The organism is Luteitalea sp., from assembly GCF_022842525.1.
Taxonomy (GTDB): domain Bacteria; phylum Acidobacteriota; class Vicinamibacteria; order Vicinamibacterales; family Vicinamibacteraceae; genus Luteitalea.
In genome coordinates this window covers 1-17,107 of the sequence record NZ_JALHPM010000087.1, presented here as the reverse complement: position 1 = coordinate 17,107, position 17,107 = coordinate 1, and the positions used below count along the sequence as shown (strand labels likewise).

Here is a 17,107-nt window from a genome sequence, read left to right as displayed (position 1 = left end):
AGCACAGGTCGCCGCCAATCGGGACTCGACCGTGCCGCCTTGGCAGTGACCAGTCATCTGACATCAGCGCGCTACTTCCCCACCACCCACGTCGTCATGCAGCGCTGGTGCTGGACGACCGTGGTCTTCAACGGATCGAGCAGCTGGCCGCGCAGGGCGTCGGTGAGCGCCATCAACTGCGGCTCGTCGACCACGTAGCGCGTGGTGCCGTCTGGCAGCACGAAGTGACGCCCCGAGACGTGCTCGAGGGCCTCGTCGGCCATGCCGATGCTGGACACCAGTCGGGCGAAGAGCAGGCCGCCCGGCTTCAGCACGCGCCACATCTCCCGCACCATCGCCTCGAAATGCGCATCGTCGCGCGCGAAGTGCAGGACGGCGTTGCTGATGACGACGTCGAACGTGGCGTCGGGCAGGTGCAGCTGCTCGACGGCATCGACGCGAATCCGATCGGGTGACAGCGACGGGGCGAGCACGGCGGCCATCTCGCGGACGGCCATCACGGCGTGCGGGTCCTCGTCCACGGCGTGCACGTCGAAGCCCTCGCGCAGCAGGTAGACGAGATTGCGCCCACCACCGCAGCCGGCATCGAGCACGCGCATGCCCGGTGCGATGCGACCACGGAGCAACTGGTCGAACAGGTAGATGTCGATGTTGCCGAACTGCGCCTGCAAATCCATGGTCGTCAGCACCCGCGTGAATGGAACCAGAGGATGGGTCGCGCGGGCGCCTCAGGGCCGTGCACCCGCACCCAGCCGCTGCCCTGTGCCGCCGGTTCGTCTGGCGTACACGGGCTCGTGACCATCGTGACACGCGCCCAGTAGACCCCCCGGACCTGTGTCACCTCGCCGACGTCGACACTCGGCTCGAAGAGCTCGCCGGCCCCGGGCGGGGGGGCCAGCACGCTGAAGGCGCCGCCGGGACGCGTGTACAGCCGGCGGTCCCATGCCGGCCCGAGGTAGGTCAGGCTGTCCGTGAAGAGCTCGGCGAGCGGTCGATAGACACTGCGTGCCGTCGGCTTCACCCACACCAGCGCGGGTCGACCGCCCGTGGCCACCTGATACCAGCCGCCCCTGGTGGCCGTGACGATGAGCGACGGCTCTTCGTAGCCATGCTCCGCGGTGGCGACGTCGAAGGGGGCGCCGCCGATCACGGCGCGCACCTCCGGGAACTCGCACACTGTGACCGCGGGCGGACGCCCCTCCCCCCGCAGTTCTCCGATGGGCGCCCCGCCAGGGACCGCGAAGATCGGCAGGGTGGCGGGCGCGAACGGCTCGCAGTCTCCGGGCAGCAGCTCCGGCACCGCGAGAAGGCCGATGACGTACCCCTTGCGATCTCCCCCCGGGGTCTGGAGCGGGTTCTGCGCGATGCTCGGCGAGACGACCAGCGCCAGCAGCGCCAGGCTGAGGATGGTGCGCGTCACGCTAGTCGCCGCTGTCCTTCGGCTCCACCACGACCTCGGTGCGTACCGAGTTGGCGATGTAGCACTCGTGATGCGCCTCGTCGTGCAGCGCCTGCATCTGCTCGGCCGTGGGCTGTCGCTCGCCGCCGAACGCCACCTCGGGACGCAACACCACGCGCGTGATGGCCAGACGTCCGGCGTCGTTGCGCGCCATCGTGCCGACCGCCTGATCCTCGTAGCGATCGATCACATAGCCGTGCCGCGCGGCAATCGAGAGGAACCACAGCATGTGGCAGCTCGAGAGCGACGCCACGAACGCTTCCTCGGGATCGACGCCCATCGGATCGGACATCGGGACGGCGACCACGTGTGGCGATGACGACGCGGGGATCGTCGCGCCGCCGTCGAACATCCACCGGTGGGCACGACTGTACCGGTTGTCGGTGAACGCCGCGTCGAAGCGGTCCCACGAGACGGTGACGGTGTGTGTGGCCATGGGTGGCTTCCGATCTGCCGGGGATCACTGACCGTCGACCTGAAGGTCGACGGCTACCATGGGGGGCTTCCGATCTACCGGGGATCACTGACCGTCGACCTGAAGGTCGACGGCTACAGGAGTTTCACAGGCACGGGGATGACGTGGTGGATGACGTAGGTGCCGTAGTCGGCGCTGCGCGTCATGGGCTGCGTCCGCCCCTTGACGTCGGTGGCCCGCGACATCAGCACGGCCTCGGTGCCCGTGGCCGGCACCTGCCAGCGCAGGCGCCAGCGGCGCCACGTGACGGCACTCTCGGGATCCATGAACTCGGCATCACGCCAGCTCGCACCACCATCGGTGCTGACCTCGACGCGCGTCACCGTGCCGTCGCTCCACGCGGCGCCGACGATGTCGACGGTGGTCCCGCGCGTCACCTGCCCGTTGGCCGCCGGCCGGGCGATGTGCGACTTCACCTGCATGCCCATCAGCGGACGACGCAGCGGATGTCCGGTCGAGCGATCCCAGTACGCGTAATCGGTCGTTTCCCAATAGCTGCCGGACTCGCCCTTGATGGCGTCAATCGTCGACAGCCACTTGACCGACGCCATGCCGTAGCAGCCCGGCACGATCAGCCGGACGGGCGCACCGTGCGCCGCTGGCAACGGCTGGCCGTTGATCGCCCAGGCCACGAACACCTCGCGCGCCTTCGCCTCGGCGATCGAGATGCTGCGGTGGAAGGGAATCGCGCCGGAGGGGAACGGTGAGTTCTTGACCTCGCCCTTGTCCACACCCTCGAAGACGAGGCGGGTGGCATCGGTCGCGACACCGGCCTTCGCGAGCAGGTCGGCGACGCGCACGCCCGTCCACTCCGCGGTGCTGACGGCGCCTCGCTCCCACTGCACGCCCGGCACCTGCGGCGTCAGGTACTGACGGCCGTTGCCCGCGCACTCGAGCGTCACGACCTTCGAGATCTTCGGCAGCGCGCGGAGCTGGTCGAGCGTGAGCGTGAGCGGCTGCCCGACCGCGCCCTTGACCTGCAGCGTCCACGTGGCCGGGTCCACCGCCGGCACGGCGAAGTGGCTGCGCACGTAGTGCTGGTCGGTCGGCGTGAGGAACTCGGTCAGCGCACCGAAATCGCTCTCGAGATTCTCGGGGGCGGCCTGACGGACGATCCGCTTGCCCTGCATGGCGGCCTGCGCGAAGGCGTGGGAGGCACGCGCGGGCAGGGCCGTCAGGGTGGCGGCCATCGATCCGATCTTCAGAAACGTCCGGCGGTGCTGGGTCATGCGACGCGGCCCTCGCGCACGACCCCGAGTTTGGGGCACGTGCCGTTGAGAATGCACCGTCCACACTGGGGAAACACGGGCTTGCAGACGTGTTGGCCCCACGTGACGAGGTGCAGGTTGATGGTGGCCCACCAGCGGCGGGGTGCGACCTCGTAGAGGGCGCGTTCGGTCTGCTCCGGCGTGCGCGTGCGCACCCACCCGAAGCGGTTGGCGATGCGATGCACGTGCGTGTCCACGCAGATGTTGTCCTGGCTGCGGCACGCGACGATGAGCGTCAGGTTGGCCGTCTTGCGACCCACTCCCGGCAACGTCAGCAGCGCCTCCATCGTCGTCGGCACCTGGCCGCCGAAGTCCTTCACGAGGATCCGCGCCGTCTCCTTCAGGTGGACGGCCTTGTTGCGGTAGAAGCTGACGGGGTAAATCAGCGTCTCGATGCGCGCGAGTGGCAGCCGGGCAAGCGCGGCCGGATCGGCGGCCACGGCAAACAGCCGCAACGACGCCGCAAGGGTCACCGGGTCCTTCGTCTGCGCCGACAGCATCGTCGAGATCAGCACCTGGAAGGCGTCGCCCATCAGTTCCTCGGCGATCTTCTCGATGGCCGGCAGCTCCATCGACCTGATCGCCACGCCCAGCCGCTTCAGCGTCGGCGCCACCGGCAACGGCGGACGGAGCGTCGGGACCGCGACGGCACTCCTGGTCTTCTTCAACATGCGTTCGTTCGACGCTCGACGTCGGTCCTCGCGATCCCACGGTGAACGCCGGACAAGTCCGGCGGCTACAACCCCTTCATCCTTCTGCCCTTCCGCATGTCCGCATGCGGCATCGCGGCATCTCGGCATTGGCGTGTTTCAAGGAATGTGGCTTCCCGGAATCGGCGTCACCGGCGCCCGCCCCTCGAGCACCTCGACGAGATTCCTCGCGGCGAGGTTGCACATCGCCGTCCGGGTCTCGCGCGTGGCGCTGCCGAGATGCGGAATGAGGAAGGCATTGTCGAACTTCAGCAGGCCCGGGTGCACCACGGGCTCGAGCTCGTAGACGTCGAGCGCGGCGCCGGCGATCCAGCCGTTGTCGAGGGCCGACACGACCGACGCTTCCTCGACGACAGGTCCGCGCGCCATGTTCACCAGGTACGCCGTCGGCTTCATCAACCGGATGCTGGTGCGGTTGATGAGGTGATGCGTCTCCGATGACAGCGGCACGTGCAGGGTGACGATGTCCGAGCGCGTCAGGACCTCCTCGAACGACAACCCCTCGTAGGGCACGCCGTCTGGGCCGAGAATCTGCTCGTCCTGCCGGCGCGGCGACTTCATGTAGACCGTCCGCATGCCGAACGCGGCCGCCTTGGCCGCCACGGACTGGCCGATGCGGCCCATGCCGATCACGCCGAGCGTCTTGCCGACCAGGTCCATGCCGAGCAGGAAATCGAGCTGGAAGCCCTTCCACTGCCCGGCGCGCAGGATGCGCTCGCCCTCACCGAGGCGGCGGGTGACGCCGAGGATCAATCCCCAGGTCAGCGCGGCACACGCTTCGTTGAGCACGTCCGGCGTGTTGGTCACCACCACCTTGCGCGCGCGCGCCGCCGCGACGTCGATGTTGTTGTAGCCGACGGCGACGTTGCACACCACCCGCAGGTCGGGCAGCTGATCGAGGAAAGCGCCATCGACCTTGTCGGTGCCCTGCGCCACCAGGCCGGCGCAGCCCCTCGTGCGCGCCAGCAGTTCCTCGGGCGACGGGCTGCCCGTGCCGTCGAACACGTCCATCTCGGCGTGCTGGCTGATGAGCGCGAGCGTCTCCGGGAAGAGTCGGCGCGAGACGAAGACACGCGGGCGGGCAGGAGTGGTCATGGCGTTCGGGGGGCTGTTCGGGCCGAACAGCGGTCAGTGGCCGTACGACTGGCAGAAGCCGCAGTGGTGGCACCGCACCTGCGGCTCGACGACGCACGGGGCGTCAGGATCGGTCGGCGCCAGGAACACGAAGCGGCCGTGCGACAGGTGGGACTTGTAGCCTTCGCCAAGGCTTCGGCTGGCAGGCCCCGACCCATCCCTCCCATCGCTGCTTAGATGACGGGCGATGGCGTCGCGAATCAGCGCACGCAGGTCGTCGTCGTGCATCACCACACCTCCTCGGTCTTCTCGAGGGCATCGACGATGCCGATGATGGCGGCGTCGACGGGCGCCCCCTTGCGGCCGAGCGCATCACCGGCGGCCTTGCCTTCGATGACGAACAGCACGCGTTCGCCGACGCCGGCGCCGACGCTGTCCACCGCGAGCACGACCGTGCCCCGGGCGGTGCCATCGGGCAGTTCGGGCTGCACGAGCAGCAGTTTGGCGCCGTGCAGCTTGGGGTGCTTCTGCGTGGCGACCACGGTGCCGACGACGGTGCCGACCTGCATGTCAGGCGACCACGTCGGTCGAGTCCACGATGCCGACGATGCTGGCGTCGGTGGGGACGTCGACCGGATGGAAGGGGAACGCCGCCTCGCGACCGCGCACGAAGAACACCTGCTCGCCGACGCCGGCGCCTGCCGCGTCGGTAGCCACGAGCGCGCGCCCGACGTCGCTGCCGTCGCGGGCGACGGGCTGGATCATCAGCAACTTGACGCCTGACAACCGCGCGTCCTTGTGGGTGCAGACGACGGTGCCGACGACACGGGCGAGGTGCATGGGAAAACGCTCGCGTTCAGGCCATCGTGACGGTGTCGACGATGCCCACGATGGCCGCGTCGACGGGCGCCTGGCCCAGACCTTCGGCCATGCGCGCGGAGCTGCCGGAGACGACCAGCACCGTCTCACCGGTGCCGGCGTCCACCGTGTCCACGGCGACGAGTGGCGTGCCTTCGAGCTGACCGTCGGGGGACACCGGACGCACGACGAGCAGCTTGGCGCTGAGCAGTCGGTCGTCCTTGCGGGTCGCCACCACGGTGCCGACGACCCTGCCGAGGATCACTTGCTCGACGCCTTGCCGATCGGCAGCACGTCTTCGAGGTTGCTGTGCGGGCGCGGGATGACGTGCACCGACACGAGCTCGCCGACGCGGCGGGCGGCCGCGGCGCCGGCATCGGTGGCGGCCTTGACCGCCGCGACGTCGCCACGCACGATCGCCGTGACGTAACCGGCACCAATCTTTTCCCAGCCGACGAGCGTGACCTTGGCGGCCTTCACCATCGCGTCGGCAGCCTCGATCATCGCGACGAGGCCCTTGGTTTCGATCATTCCGAGTGCTTCACCCATATACGCATCACCTGGCGCCTGGCGCCCGCTTGCGCGGCCTGCCCGCGCGGGTCTGGACATCGTGGATCGAACAGGCCGCCGGACGGTGCCGGCGGCGACGCCTCACAGCGGCGCGCTCTCACACATCGCGCGTCACCTGGCGTACCGCGTCGGCGATGAGGGCCGCAAGCTCGCGGTATGTTAGCCGAATTTCCCCGCCATCGCCGCCGCCCGGGCCTGCTCCCGGGGCTGGTCCCGGGCCTGGCCCGGCCGGGGGCACGATCCGCGGCCCGTCCGACGAGGGCGCATCGACGAACTGGCACGTGGCCCCGTCGCTGCCGGCCAGCGCCGGATTGGTGCAGATCGGGGCCGGCGACTTGATGCCGTAGAAGTCGCGCAGGCCCTGGAGCCGGTCCACTTCCTGCCGCGAGATGAGGTTCTCGCCACCGAGCTGTCGCGCGACCAGCGTGATCTGCGCGAAGTGCTCCATGGTCTCCATCTTGTAGTACGCGTTCATCAGGTCCTGCCCGGCGGTCAGCGCGCCGTGGTTGGCCAGCAGCAGGCCATCGTGGGCGGTGATGTACTTCTTCACCGCGTCGGGCAGTTCCTGGGTGGACGGTGTGGCGTACTCGGCGATGGGCACGCTGCCCAGCGAGAAGATGATCTCGGCCAGCGACGACTTGTTGAGGGGCACCCCCGCGACCGCGAACCCGGTCGACAGCGGCGGGTGGGCATGGACCACGGCCCGCACGTCCGGCCGCATCTCGTAGACGGCCAGGTGCATCTTCAGCTCGGTGGACGCATCGCGATGGCCCGACACCTTCCGCCCCTGCATGTCGGTCACGACCATCATGTCCGGGGTCATGAAGCCCTTGGACACGCTCTTGGGCGTGGCGAGCAGGTGATGGTCGTCGAGCCTGACGCTGATGTTGCCGTCGTTGGACGCGACGTACCCGCGGGCGTAGACACGCCGGCCGACTTCACAGATGAGGGCGCGGAGCTCTTCTTCGCGGGGAAGCATGGGTCAGTACAGGGTAGGGCCGGGTCTCCGACCCGGCCGTCTCGGCCCGCTCGGAGAGCGGGCCCTACCCACGACCGGGGTCAGTGCGGCCGGGCCGCCTGCGCATCATAGGCGGATCGGCAGCGCTCTGAACAGAAGAACGCGGTGCCCTCGCTCGTCTTCATCGTCAGCGCCCGGTCCTGCAGCACGTAGGTGCCGCACACGGGGTCCTGCACCAGCGTGCCGTTGGAGCGGGCGACCCCGCCCTGCCCCCCGGTCCGCTCGCTCGGCTCGCCTGGCACCCGCGCCGCGCCCATCAGGCCGCGGAACAGCCCGCCGACGATCAGCATCAGCGCCCGCACCACCAGGAACAGCAGCAGGAGCCGCAGGAGCCAGCCGAGCACGGTCGTCAGGCCCCCTGCTTGGGCGCCGCGGGTGCCGGCGCCGCGCCACCCGTGGCGGGCGCACCGCCCGGCGTGACCTCGGGATGCGCGGACTTCAGGCCATCGAGGGCCTGTTTGGCCGCCCGCGCTTCCGGCGAATCCGCCGGCGCGAGGGCCACGACCTGGTTCCACGCCTGGCCCGCGCCCTCGAGATCCTGCTTGCCGAAGGCGCGCACGATGCCGAGGTTCAGCCAGGTCTTGCTGTGCTTTGGGTCGATCTCGAGCGAGGTGGCGAACTGGGCGAGCGCCTTGTCCACCTGGTTCGTGTAGTAGTAGCTGACCGCGAGGTCGGTGCTCACGTTGGCATTCGACGGCGCGATCTTCAGCGAGGCCTCGTACCACTTCGCCGCCTCGGTGTACTTCTCGGCATCGAAGTACAGATTGGCCAGCTGCGTCCGCACATCGGCGTCACCCGGCTTCTCGGCCGCCGCCTTCTCGAGCGCCTGGGCCGCCGCCAGGTCGATGGGCGGGGGCGTCGACGCCCCCTGCGCCTGCGCAGCCCCGCCAGCCGCCGCGGGCGCACTGGCCGCGACCGGCGCCGCAGGCCCCTGCACCGGAGCGACCTGTTGGGCCCCCAGCATCCATCCGCACAGCAGGCCGAACAGGGCCCCCGCGATTCCGACGACGATCGATTCTGATTTCATGGACGTTGCAGCAGCGGTGACGGCCCGCTCGGAGAGCGGGCCCTACCCAGCGATTCCCGATTCCCGATTCCCGGTGCCCGGTTCCCGGTTGGCGGTTCCCGGTCCCTAGATGATATCCCCCGCCGCCTCGCGGTACTCGAGCGTGGCCTGGCGCAGGCCGACGTAGAGCGCATAGCCGATCAGCGCGTGGCCGATGGACACCTCGTCCAGCCGCGGCATGGCCTGGACGAAGTCCGGCAGGTTCTCGAGGTCGAGGTCGTGCCCGGCATTGACCCCGAGCCCGAGATCGACCGCCGCCTGGGCGGCACGGACGAACGGCGCCAGCGTCTCGCCGAGCGGCGCCGTCGAGGTGGCGAAGGCGCGGGCGTACGGCTCGGTGTAGAGCTCCACCCGGTCCGCGCCGACCCGATGCGCCAGCTGGACGGCCTGCACGTCGGCATCCACGAACAGCGACACGCGGATGCCATGCCCCCGCAGCCGCGCAATCACGTCGCGCAGGTCGGTCTCGTTGGTGTCGGGCGGCCAGCCGGCCTCGCTCGTGATCTCGCCAGGACGCACCGGCACCAGCGTGCACTGGTGCGGACGCACCGTCTCCACGAGGTTCAGCAGGTCGGGCCGCGGGTCGCCCTCGATGTTGAACTCGACGGCGGTCCACGGGTCGAGCAGCTTCTTCAGGTCGTGCACGTCCTGAAACGTGATGTGCCGCGCATCGGCACGCGGATGCACCGTGATGCCGGGCGCGCCCGCCTCGATGCACACCCGCGCCGCATCCACGACAGAGGGAATGGCCCCGCCGCGGCTGTTGCGGAGGGTCGCGATCTTGTTGACGTTGACAGAGAGTTTGGCCATTTACGGTTTCACGGACGGCCATCGGCGTTCGGCCGACGGCCTTCGACGAATAGAGATGTAGCGGCCGGACGTGTCCGGCCGTCTGGTGCGCCGGGTGCGCCGGACAAGTCCGGCGCCTACGCCTTGAGCCTTGAGCCTGAGGTGATGAGCCCTGAGCCCTGAGCCTGATGTGATGAGCCCTGAGCCCCGAGCCCTGAGCCTATCCCGCGCCCAGGGCTGCCTTCGCGGCGTCGGCGATCTCGTGGGCCCAGGTCTCGATCTCCTGCTGATCGCGGCCCTCGAGCATGATGCGCAGCAGCGGCTCGGTGCCGGAGTAGCGCACGAGCAGGCGACCGTCGGCGCCGAGGCGACGCTCGACGCTGTCGATCACCGCGGCGATGGCCGGCACCTCGGCCACGGGCACGCGCCGACCGACGCGGATGTTGACGAGCACCTGCGGGTACGTGACCAGCTCCGACGCCAGATCCATCAGCGACTTGCCGGTTTCGGCCATCACCCGCAGCACGCTCAGCGCCGTGACGATGCCGTCGCCGGTGAAGAGGTGCTCGGCCACGATGACGTGGCCCGACTGCTCGCCGCCGAGCGCGTAGCCATGCTCGCGGATCTCCTCCATCACGTACTTGTCGCCCACCGCCGTCCGGAGCAGCCGGATGCCGTGGCGCTCGAGGGCGCGTTCGAGCCCGAGGTTGCTCATCACGGTGGCGACCACCGTGTTCTTCGGCAGGCCTCCCGACCGCTGCAGGTGCAGCGCCAGGATCAACATGATCGCGTCGCCGTCGACGATGGTGCCCTGCTCGTCCACCATGAGGCAGCGGTCACCGTCGCCGTCGAAGGCGATGCCCAGCGCCAGCTGCTTGTCGCGAACGAGGGCCTGCAGCGCCTCCAGATGCGTCGACCCGCAGCCCAGGTTGATGTTGCGGCCGTCGGGGTCGGCGCCGATGACGTGGACGTCGAGATCGAGGTCACGGAACAGCCGCGGCGCCACGGTGGTGGTGGCGCCATTGGCGCAGTCCAGACCGATGCGCAGACCGCTGACGTTGCCCACGAAGGGCAGGGCCACCCGGCAGTGCTGGATGTAGGCGTCGACGACCTCGTGCGACTCGATCTCGGCGGACGCGTCGCTCGAGACGACGAAATGCGGGTCGGCGACCAGGGCTTCCACCTGCCGCTCGAGCGCCTCGTCGAACTTCTGGCCGTGCCCCGAGAACACCTTGATGCCGTTGTCCTCGTAGGGATTGTGTGACGCCGAGATCACGATGCCCGCGTCGAAGTCCTCGGCGCGCGTGATGACGGCCACCGCCGGCGTCGGCACCACGCCGGCCGACAGCAGATCACCCCCCACGGCGCGCACGCCGCGGGCCAGCGCCCGCTCGATCCAGAAGCCGGACTCGCGCGTGTCGCGGCCCGTCAGGATCCGCACCGGGCCCTGATGGGGCAGCACGCGCACGAGCGCCGCTCCGAGCCGCATCACGGTTGTCTCGTCGAGCGGCGGCTGACCAGCCACGCCGCGCACACCATCGGTTCCGAACAGTTTCATAAGGGGCTCAGGGCTAGGGCTCAAGGCTCAAGCGGGCGCTCAGCGAATGGTGACGGTCACCGTCGCCGGTTCGATGCGTTCGACGGCGACGCCCTGGGCATTGGGCACACGCACGGGCACGGCATGCTGGCCGCGCGCCAGGCCGGTCAGGTCGACGTCGGCCACCAGATCCGCGGCGTCCAGGCCCGCGATGCGTTCGCGCGTCCCGCGCACGAGCACCGTCACGGTGGCCGGCGTGATCCGCGCGGTGAACCCGCGCGCCAGGTTGGCCGCGATGATCTTGACGCCGGTGAGGTCCTGCTGCACCGGGGCCGGCACGATCTCCACCGTCACCAGGGCCACCTGCGGTTCGCGGAGGCGGACCGTCGAGTCCTCGACGCCGACCGTCACGCGGTCGGTGACCGACTTGCGGGCGCCATCGACGCGCACCGGTTCCGTGGTCGCCTCGCGAAGTGCCTCGAGGTGCCCCACCGGCCCGAGCACCTGCACGGTCGACGGCGAGGTCGTGATCTGCCCCACCACGTACCCGGGCTCCGGCTCGCCTTCGATCACCGGCGACACCGGCACCACCTTCTGCCCGGCGTACTGGAAGTCGAGCGACACGGTGGGCGGCGTCACCTGCACCACCTGGACGCCGAACGGCACGCGGACCTCGCTCGACTGCAGGTTGAAGATGCGGGTGCCCGGCCGGGCATTGGTGAGGTCGAGCGCCGCCACGACGTCGCCCTGGACCACGCGCGCGAGGTTGCCGGACGACCCGCGCAGCCGGACGTCGGCCTGGCCGGGCGGGTCGCCGACGATCTCCATCCCCGGCGGCACGTTCTGGTACTCGAGCGGCACCCGGATGTTGCGTTCGACGGTGCTCTGCCCCGAGATGCTCAGCCAGAGCACCGACGCCACGGCGAGCGACAGCGCCTTGAGCGGCAGATTGGCAAAAGGTCGCAGCGCCATGGTCAGGGTCGCGGCCGCGTCCGGCGGCCAGGCTTGCGCTGGAGCACCAGCTGGGTGAGGCGGGCCCGCAGCGTCTCGGCCGTGAACCCGCGTGAAATCTGTCCCTCGGTGGCGAGCGAGATGCGTCCGGTCTCCTCGGACACGACCACCGCCACCGCGTCGTTCTCTTCCGTGAGCCCGATGGCGGCGCGATGCCGCGTCCCGAGGTCGGTGCCGACGGAGGGATTCACCGTCAACGGCAGGAAGCACGACGCGGCCGCGATCTTGTTCTCCTGGATGATCACCGCCCCATCGTGCAGCGGTCCGCTCGTCTGGAACAGGGTGACCAGCAGATCGTGGGTGACCATCGCATCGAGCGGGATGCCGCTCTCGATGTAGTTGCGCAACCCGATCTGCCGCTCGATGACGATCAGCGCGCCGACCCGCCGCTCCGACAACTGCACCGCCGCCGTGACCACCTCCTCGATGGTCTCGTCGTCGTTCTCGCTGCGCGAGAAGGCGCGCACGAACGGCGTCCGGCCGAAGTGCGCCAGCGCCCGCCGGATGTCGTTCTGGAACAGCACGATGGCCGCGAAGACGACGTAGCCGATCATGTTGCGGATCAGCCAGTTGACCGTCTGCAGCGGGGCGGCCAGCGAGAAGAAGTAGAGCCCCACCAACAGCGCCGACCCGAACGCCATCTGCATGGCGCGCGTGCCACGGATGAGCACCAGCGACTCGTAGATGATCACCGCCACCACGAGGACATCGACGATGTCCCACGCCGTGATGGGCGTGCGGCTGATCCACGTGAAGAGGGCGTCCATGGCAGTCGGGCGACAGGCCGGCGATCAGGACTCGCCGGGCTGGGCTACGGCGCTGATCATATCTGCCACGCGCACGGCCTGCACACTGCCAGCCACGTCGTGGACCCGCACGATGTGGCAGCCCGACAACACCGCCACGGTCGCGGCCGCCAGGCTGGCGGCATCCCGCTGCGCTGGCGGGCACTCCCCGATGGCCTGCTGCAGGAACGACTTGCGCGAGGCGCCGACCAGCATCGGCAGGTCCAGAGCCCGCAGGGCCGGGTGGGCCAACTCGCGCAGCAGCGCCCAGCTCTGCGCGGCCTGCTTGGCGAACCCGAGTCCCGGGTCCACCATGAGCGCGTCGCGCGTCACGCCGGCGTCGGTCGCGGTCCGCACGCTCCAGCCCAGTTCCGCCGCCACCTCGGCCGCCACGCTCGCGTAGGAGGCGTGGCGATACATCTCGGCGGGCGTGCCGCGCATGTGCATGAGCACCAGGGCGGCGCCCGTCTCGGCGGCGACCCGCGCGAGGGCAGCATCACGGCGCAATCCGCTGATGTCGTTGATCATGACCGCGCCGGCGTCGACGGCCGCCCGCGCCACGACGGCCTTGGTGGTGTCGATGGACACGGGCACCCCGACCCTGGCGGTCAGGGCCGCGACGACCGGCTCGACGCGGCGGCGTTCCTCCTCGGCCTCCACCGGCGGCGCCCCGGGTCGCGTCGACTCGCCGCCCACATCGATCAGGTCCGCGCCCGCCTCGACCATGGCCAGCGCCGCGTCCACCGCCAGCGGGAGATCGTCGTAGCGTCCGCCGTCCGAGAAGCTGTCAGGCGTGACGTTCAGCACCCCCATCACCAGGGTCCGCCGGCCGAGTTCCAGCGTTCGGCCATCTGGCAGCGAGAGCGTGTAGTGACGACGGGGCGTGGGGGGCATCGGTAATGTGAAATTGTAGATTTGAAATTTCTCGGCGGCTCGGATCACGCCGTCACCGCTCGGAGCTGCTGGCTCGACATTCCGACATCTGGGCCGGAACGACGAAAGGCGCCACCGTGTGGTGACGCCTTTGTCTGGTGCAACTCGAATTTCAAATGTCCAATTTCAAATTGCGAGTGCTGTCCTACTCCTGTGCGAGCGGCTTGTTCGCGATGGGCATGGCCGGCACGATCGACGGGCGGGGGCGCCGCTCCTCGGTCGTGGCCTCGGAGGGCGCGCCTGGCGTGGCCAGCGGCTCCGGGGCGTCGAGCGCCTTGCCCGCGATGATGGCGCGGACCTGGTCGGCGTCGAGCACTTCACGGATGAGCAACTCGTCGGCGATGCGCTGCATCGCGTCCTTGTGCTTCTCGATGATGCTGCGCGCGACGTCGTAGCCCGTCATCACGATCGACTGGACTTCCTCGTCGATCCGGATGGCGGTGTGCTCGGAGTAGTCGCGATGCTGGGCAATCTCGCGGCCGAGGAAGATCTGCTCTTCCTTCTTGCCGAAGCTGAGCGGCCCGAGGGCACTCATGCCCCACTCGCACACCATCCGACGCGCCAGGCCCGTGGCCTGCTCGATGTCGTTGCGCGCCCCGGCGGTCTTCGTGTGGCAGAAGATCTCGTCGGCGATGCGGCCGGCCATGGCCACCGCAATCTGCGACTCGGCTTCTTCCTTCGAGAAGTCCACCTGCTCGCCCTGCGGCAGGAACGACGTCAGGCCGAGCGCCATCCCGCGCGGGATGATCGTGACCTTGTGCAGCGGCACGGCATTGGGCAGCAGGGCCGCCACGAGCGCGTGACCGGCCTCGTGGAACGCCGTGTGCCGCTTCTCGTCGTCGCTGATGATCCGCGACCGACGCTCCACGCCCATGATGACCTTGTCCTTGGCCATCTCGAAGTCGTCCATCGTCACCACCTTGCGGTTCTGGCGGGCGGCGATGAGGGCCGATTCGTTGACGAGGTTGGCGAGGTCCGCCCCAGCGAAGCGCGGCGTGCCGCGCGCGATGACGTTGAGCTTCACGTCGTCGCCCATCGGGATCTTCTTGGTGTGGACGGCGAGAATCTGCTCACGGCCACGCACGTCGGGCAGGTCGACCACCACGCGGCGGTCGAAGCGGCCCGGGCGCAGCAGCGCCGGGTCCAGCACGTCGGGACGGTTGGTCGCCGCCACGAGGATCACGCCCTCGTTGCTCTCGAAGCCGTCCATCTCGACGAGCAGCTGGTTCAGCGTCTGCTCGCGCTCGTCGTGCCCACCACCGAGACCGGCGCCGCGGTGACGGCCGACGGCATCGATTTCGTCGATGAAGACGATGCAGGGGGCGTTCTTCTTGCCCTGCTCGAACAGGTCGCGCACACGGCTGGCGCCGACGCCGACGAACATCTCGACGAAGTCCGAGCCGCTGATGGAGAAGAACGGCACGTTGGCCTCACCGGCCACCGCGCGCGCCAGCAGGGTCTTGCCCGTGCCCGGCTGCCCGATGAGCAGCACGCCCTTGGGGATGCGCCCGCCGAGCTTCTGGAACTTCTGGGGTTCCTTCAGGAAATCGATGATCTCCTGGAGCTCTTCCTTGGCCTCGTCCACGCCGGCGACGTCCTTGAACGTCACCTTCTTCTGGGATCCGGACGACAGCTTCGCGCGGCTCTTGCCGAACGACAGGGCCTTGTTGCCCCCGCTCTGCATCTGCCGCATGAAGAAGATCCAGAAGCCGATCATCAGAAGGATCGGGGCCCAGGTGTAGAGGAACATCCCCCACGGGCTGCCGGTCTCTTCCTTGGCGTCGAGCACGACCTTGTTGGCGACGAGCTTGTTGCCAAGGCCTTCGTACTGGCTGGGCGCGTACGTGCGCGCCTTCTCGCCCGACTTGTAGGTCGCGACGATCTCCTGCCCCGTAATCGTGACCTTGTCGATCTTGTTCGTGTCGAGCTGCTGTACGAATTCACTGAATGGGATGACTTCTTCGCGGGCCTGGAACGTAGTGGAGAAGTTCCAGATCAAGACCCCGACGATGACGAGCACCATCCAGAAGAGCAGGCTCCTGAGCGTCGAGTTCAAGCCTTTCCTCCTGACCGCGTAGCGTGCAAGAGTAGCACGGCGGTCGTGTGTGCCTTGACTGCAAATTCCTCGCCGACGGCGAGGCCCACCACCCACACAATCTGTCCGTCGTCTTTCGTGATCACTGGGATTCGTCCGCGGTCGGCCCGCGGAATCTTGCGGTTGACCATCAGGTCCTGAATCTTCTGACTGCCCGGAGCCCCGGTCGGCCGCACCCGGTCCCCCGGGAGCCTGCCGCGGATGCTCAGGACGCTGCCTGCCCTGTCGGCATCGAGGGCGACCGACCAGCCGTCCGCGAGCGCCGGAAGACCGTCTGCCTCCCAGGCGTCGCGTCGAAACACCGACGCCTCGATGTGTACATCTGCCTCACGAATCTCGACCGCACCCGGCACCACCAACGGCCGGGGCACCAGCGACCGAACCGACTCATCCACAGGTTCGACCGCAGAAGACAACCGCAACTGCGACCCCGCCCGCCAGACCCGGAGCGGACCCAATCGCGCCTGGCGTCCGCTGCGGACGGTCTCGAGTCGCTCGAGGCCGTCGACCAGGGCCAGCGACACCTTCCCTTTCGGCAGCATCTGCTCCAGCACGGCCATGCGGACGCGACGCCGCAACATGGGCGGCACCGCCTCCAGGCGGGGCAGGTCGAGCAGGAACCCACCTTCCGCGTGGGGCATCAGCACCGACGGCAGTTCCACCGCCACGCATGCCGCCAGCCAGCGCTCATCGTCTCTCCACGCGTCGGCCTGCCGGGCCAGCCGTTCGGGCAGGGACGGCCCGGCCGCCGCCATCAGTGCCGGCAACAGCTCGTGCCGCACACGATTGCGGGGAATCCCGAGATCGCGGTTGGTGGCGTCCTCCCTCCATGTGAGACCCCGCTGGGCCACGTAATGTTCCACGTCGCTCCGGCGCATCTCGAGGAGGGGGCGGATCAGCAGGCCCTGGCTGGGCCACATCCCGGCGAGGCCCCGGGTGCCTGCCCCGCGCAGGAACCGCAGGACGACCGTCTCGGCCTGGTCGTCCAGCGTGTGCCCGACGGCGATGCGGGTCGCGAGCCGACGACGGGCCGCGAGGCGAAAGGCCACATGTCGCAGCGCGTGCCCGGTGCGCTCGAGGGACCACTTGCGCCGGCGCGCCTCGGCGGCGACGTCCACGTGGACCAGATCGAACGGCAGGGCGAGGGCGCCGGCCAGGTGCTCGCAGAAGGCGGCGTCGGCGTCGGCCTCATCCCCGCGGAGCCCGTGGTGGACGTGCACCACGCCCGCAAGCCTGGCGCGGGCGCGCGGCGCGAGCGACGCGAGGACGTGGAGCAGGGCGACCGAGTCGGCCCCGCCAGACACCGCGACGAGGATGCGATCCCCCTCGGTCAGCAGGGCATGGCGACGAATCGTCGCCCACACGCGGGTGGAAAATCGGGTCACGGCGCGGTCACGACCATGGCACAGGGACGGCCATGGAACCAGCGGGCACTGATCACAGTCTGATGAGGGCTGAT

Annotated in this window: 21 protein-coding genes; all 21 read right to left on the bottom strand. The window is 69.3% G+C overall.

The features are described from left to right. Positions 1–71: 71 nt before the first annotated feature. The 21 genes from Q0C41_RS17290 to tilS all read right to left on the bottom strand — a co-directional run bounded on the left by Q0C41_RS17290 (position 72) and on the right by tilS (position 17,033). Positions 72–677, bottom strand: a complete 606-nt coding sequence (locus tag Q0C41_RS17290; RefSeq protein ID WP_291985669.1) for a bifunctional 2-polyprenyl-6-hydroxyphenol methylase/3-demethylubiquinol 3-O-methyltransferase UbiG — start codon at positions 675–677, stop codon at positions 72–74. A 5-nt stretch (positions 678–682) separates the two neighbouring features. Continuing rightward, positions 683–1,420, bottom strand: a complete 738-nt coding sequence (locus Q0C41_RS17285; protein WP_291985667.1) for a hypothetical protein — start codon at positions 1,418–1,420, stop codon at positions 683–685. Position 1,421: 1 nt separating this feature from the next. Then, the gene (locus Q0C41_RS17280) at positions 1,422–1,895 is read right to left on the bottom strand and encodes an OsmC family protein (RefSeq protein ID WP_291985665.1); all 474 of its coding nucleotides are present in this window, start codon (positions 1,893–1,895) and stop codon (positions 1,422–1,424) included. Positions 1,896–2,008: 113 nt separating this feature from the next. Beyond that, the gene (locus tag Q0C41_RS17275) at positions 2,009–3,163 is read right to left on the bottom strand and encodes a sulfite oxidase (protein ID WP_291985663.1); all 1,155 of its coding nucleotides are present in this window, start codon (positions 3,161–3,163) and stop codon (positions 2,009–2,011) included. Beyond that, the gene (gene nth / locus Q0C41_RS17270; RefSeq protein ID WP_291985661.1) at positions 3,160–3,873 is read right to left on the bottom strand and encodes an endonuclease III; all 714 of its coding nucleotides are present in this window, start codon (positions 3,871–3,873) and stop codon (positions 3,160–3,162) included. Before nth ends, Q0C41_RS17275 begins: the two co-directional genes overlap by 4 nt. 138 nt (positions 3,874–4,011) lie before the next feature. Beyond that, positions 4,012–5,007 carry a D-glycerate dehydrogenase gene (locus tag Q0C41_RS17265; RefSeq protein WP_291985659.1) on the bottom strand — a complete coding sequence of 332 codons (996 nt, stop codon included), beginning with the start codon at positions 5,005–5,007 and terminating at the stop codon, positions 4,012–4,014. Positions 5,008–5,040: 33 nt separating this feature from the next. Next, complete coding sequence (locus Q0C41_RS17260; RefSeq protein ID WP_291985658.1) at positions 5,041–5,274, bottom strand: hypothetical protein; 234 nt, start codon at positions 5,272–5,274, stop codon at positions 5,041–5,043. Continuing rightward, positions 5,274–5,555, bottom strand: coding sequence for a EutN/CcmL family microcompartment protein (locus Q0C41_RS17255; RefSeq protein WP_291985656.1), 282 nt, complete (start codon positions 5,553–5,555; stop codon positions 5,274–5,276). Before Q0C41_RS17255 ends, Q0C41_RS17260 begins: the two co-directional genes overlap by 1 nt. Position 5,556: 1 nt before the next feature. Continuing rightward, positions 5,557–5,826 (bottom strand): EutN/CcmL family microcompartment protein, encoded by a 270-nt coding sequence (locus Q0C41_RS17250; protein ID WP_291985654.1) that lies wholly within the window; start codon positions 5,824–5,826, stop codon positions 5,557–5,559. A gap of 16 nt (positions 5,827–5,842) precedes the next feature. Then, entirely contained in the window at positions 5,843–6,109 is a 267-nt protein-coding gene (locus tag Q0C41_RS17245) for a EutN/CcmL family microcompartment protein (protein ID WP_291985652.1), read from the bottom strand. Beyond that, on the bottom strand, positions 6,106–6,393 hold the full coding sequence (eutM, locus tag Q0C41_RS17240; RefSeq protein WP_291985693.1) for an ethanolamine utilization microcompartment protein EutM: 288 nt from the start codon (positions 6,391–6,393) through the stop codon (positions 6,106–6,108). Before eutM ends, Q0C41_RS17245 begins: the two co-directional genes overlap by 4 nt. 118 nt (positions 6,394–6,511) lie before the next feature. Then, positions 6,512–7,393 (bottom strand): class II aldolase/adducin family protein, encoded by an 882-nt coding sequence (locus tag Q0C41_RS17235; protein WP_291985650.1) that lies wholly within the window; start codon positions 7,391–7,393, stop codon positions 6,512–6,514. Between the two features lie 80 nt (positions 7,394–7,473). Continuing rightward, positions 7,474–7,776: a hypothetical protein gene (locus Q0C41_RS17230; protein ID WP_291985648.1), complete on the bottom strand. Its 303-nt coding sequence runs from the start codon at positions 7,774–7,776 to the stop codon at positions 7,474–7,476. A 5-nt stretch (positions 7,777–7,781) separates the two neighbouring features. After that, a complete protein-coding gene (locus Q0C41_RS17225) occupies positions 7,782–8,459 on the bottom strand; it encodes a tetratricopeptide repeat protein (protein ID WP_291985646.1) in 678 nt (225 codons plus the stop codon). 105 nt (positions 8,460–8,564) lie between these two features. Continuing rightward, positions 8,565–9,308, bottom strand: coding sequence for a pyridoxine 5'-phosphate synthase (locus tag Q0C41_RS17220; protein ID WP_291985644.1), 744 nt, complete (start codon positions 9,306–9,308; stop codon positions 8,565–8,567). A 199-nt stretch (positions 9,309–9,507) separates the two neighbouring features. Next, positions 9,508–10,845 carry a phosphoglucosamine mutase gene (gene glmM / locus Q0C41_RS17215; RefSeq protein WP_291985642.1) on the bottom strand — a complete coding sequence of 446 codons (1,338 nt, stop codon included), beginning with the start codon at positions 10,843–10,845 and terminating at the stop codon, positions 9,508–9,510. Between the two features lie 39 nt (positions 10,846–10,884). Next, the gene (locus Q0C41_RS17210; protein ID WP_291985640.1) at positions 10,885–11,796 is read right to left on the bottom strand and encodes a CdaR family protein; all 912 of its coding nucleotides are present in this window, start codon (positions 11,794–11,796) and stop codon (positions 10,885–10,887) included. Between the two features lie 2 nt (positions 11,797–11,798). After that, positions 11,799–12,602, bottom strand: coding sequence for a diadenylate cyclase CdaA (gene cdaA, locus Q0C41_RS17205; protein WP_291985638.1), 804 nt, complete (start codon positions 12,600–12,602; stop codon positions 11,799–11,801). A 24-nt stretch (positions 12,603–12,626) separates the two neighbouring features. Then, positions 12,627–13,514 carry a dihydropteroate synthase gene (gene folP / locus Q0C41_RS17200; RefSeq protein ID WP_291985636.1) on the bottom strand — a complete coding sequence of 296 codons (888 nt, stop codon included), beginning with the start codon at positions 13,512–13,514 and terminating at the stop codon, positions 12,627–12,629. Positions 13,515–13,698: 184 nt separating this feature from the next. Then, positions 13,699–15,609 carry an ATP-dependent zinc metalloprotease FtsH gene (gene ftsH / locus Q0C41_RS17195; RefSeq protein WP_291985634.1) on the bottom strand — a complete coding sequence of 637 codons (1,911 nt, stop codon included), beginning with the start codon at positions 15,607–15,609 and terminating at the stop codon, positions 13,699–13,701. Beyond that, positions 15,606–17,033 (bottom strand): tRNA lysidine(34) synthetase TilS, encoded by a 1,428-nt coding sequence (tilS, locus tag Q0C41_RS17190; RefSeq protein ID WP_291985632.1) that lies wholly within the window; start codon positions 17,031–17,033, stop codon positions 15,606–15,608. Before tilS ends, ftsH begins: the two co-directional genes overlap by 4 nt. Positions 17,034–17,107 lie beyond the last annotated feature (74 nt).

Coding starts and splice junctions, on each gene's coding strand:
- Q0C41_RS17290 (WP_291985669.1), bottom strand. CDS start 677: ATGGATTTGCAGGCGCAGTTCGGCAACATCGACATCTACCTGTTCGAC.
- Q0C41_RS17280 (WP_291985665.1), bottom strand. CDS start 1,895: ATGGCCACACACACCGTCACCGTCTCGTGGGACCGCTTCGACGCGGCG.
- Q0C41_RS17275 (WP_291985663.1), bottom strand. CDS start 3,163: ATGACCCAGCACCGCCGGACGTTTCTGAAGATCGGATCGATGGCCGCC.
- nth (WP_291985661.1), bottom strand. CDS start 3,873: ATGTTGAAGAAGACCAGGAGTGCCGTCGCGGTCCCGACGCTCCGTCCG.
- Q0C41_RS17265 (WP_291985659.1), bottom strand. CDS start 5,007: ATGACCACTCCTGCCCGCCCGCGTGTCTTCGTCTCGCGCCGACTCTTC.
- Q0C41_RS17260 (WP_291985658.1), bottom strand. CDS start 5,274: ATGCACGACGACGACCTGCGTGCGCTGATTCGCGACGCCATCGCCCGT.
- Q0C41_RS17255 (WP_291985656.1), bottom strand. CDS start 5,555: ATGCAGGTCGGCACCGTCGTCGGCACCGTGGTCGCCACGCAGAAGCAC.
- Q0C41_RS17250 (WP_291985654.1), bottom strand. CDS start 5,826: ATGCACCTCGCCCGTGTCGTCGGCACCGTCGTCTGCACCCACAAGGAC.
- eutM (WP_291985693.1), bottom strand. CDS start 6,393: ATGGGTGAAGCACTCGGAATGATCGAAACCAAGGGCCTCGTCGCGATG.
- Q0C41_RS17235 (WP_291985650.1), bottom strand. CDS start 7,393: ATGCTTCCCCGCGAAGAAGAGCTCCGCGCCCTCATCTGTGAAGTCGGC.
- Q0C41_RS17225 (WP_291985646.1), bottom strand. CDS start 8,459: ATGAAATCAGAATCGATCGTCGTCGGAATCGCGGGGGCCCTGTTCGGC.
- Q0C41_RS17220 (WP_291985644.1), bottom strand. CDS start 9,308: ATGGCCAAACTCTCTGTCAACGTCAACAAGATCGCGACCCTCCGCAAC.
- glmM (WP_291985642.1), bottom strand. CDS start 10,845: ATGAAACTGTTCGGAACCGATGGTGTGCGCGGCGTGGCTGGTCAGCCG.
- Q0C41_RS17210 (WP_291985640.1), bottom strand. CDS start 11,796: ATGGCGCTGCGACCTTTTGCCAATCTGCCGCTCAAGGCGCTGTCGCTC.
- cdaA (WP_291985638.1), bottom strand. CDS start 12,602: ATGGACGCCCTCTTCACGTGGATCAGCCGCACGCCCATCACGGCGTGG.
- folP (WP_291985636.1), bottom strand. CDS start 13,514: ATGCCCCCCACGCCCCGTCGTCACTACACGCTCTCGCTGCCAGATGGC.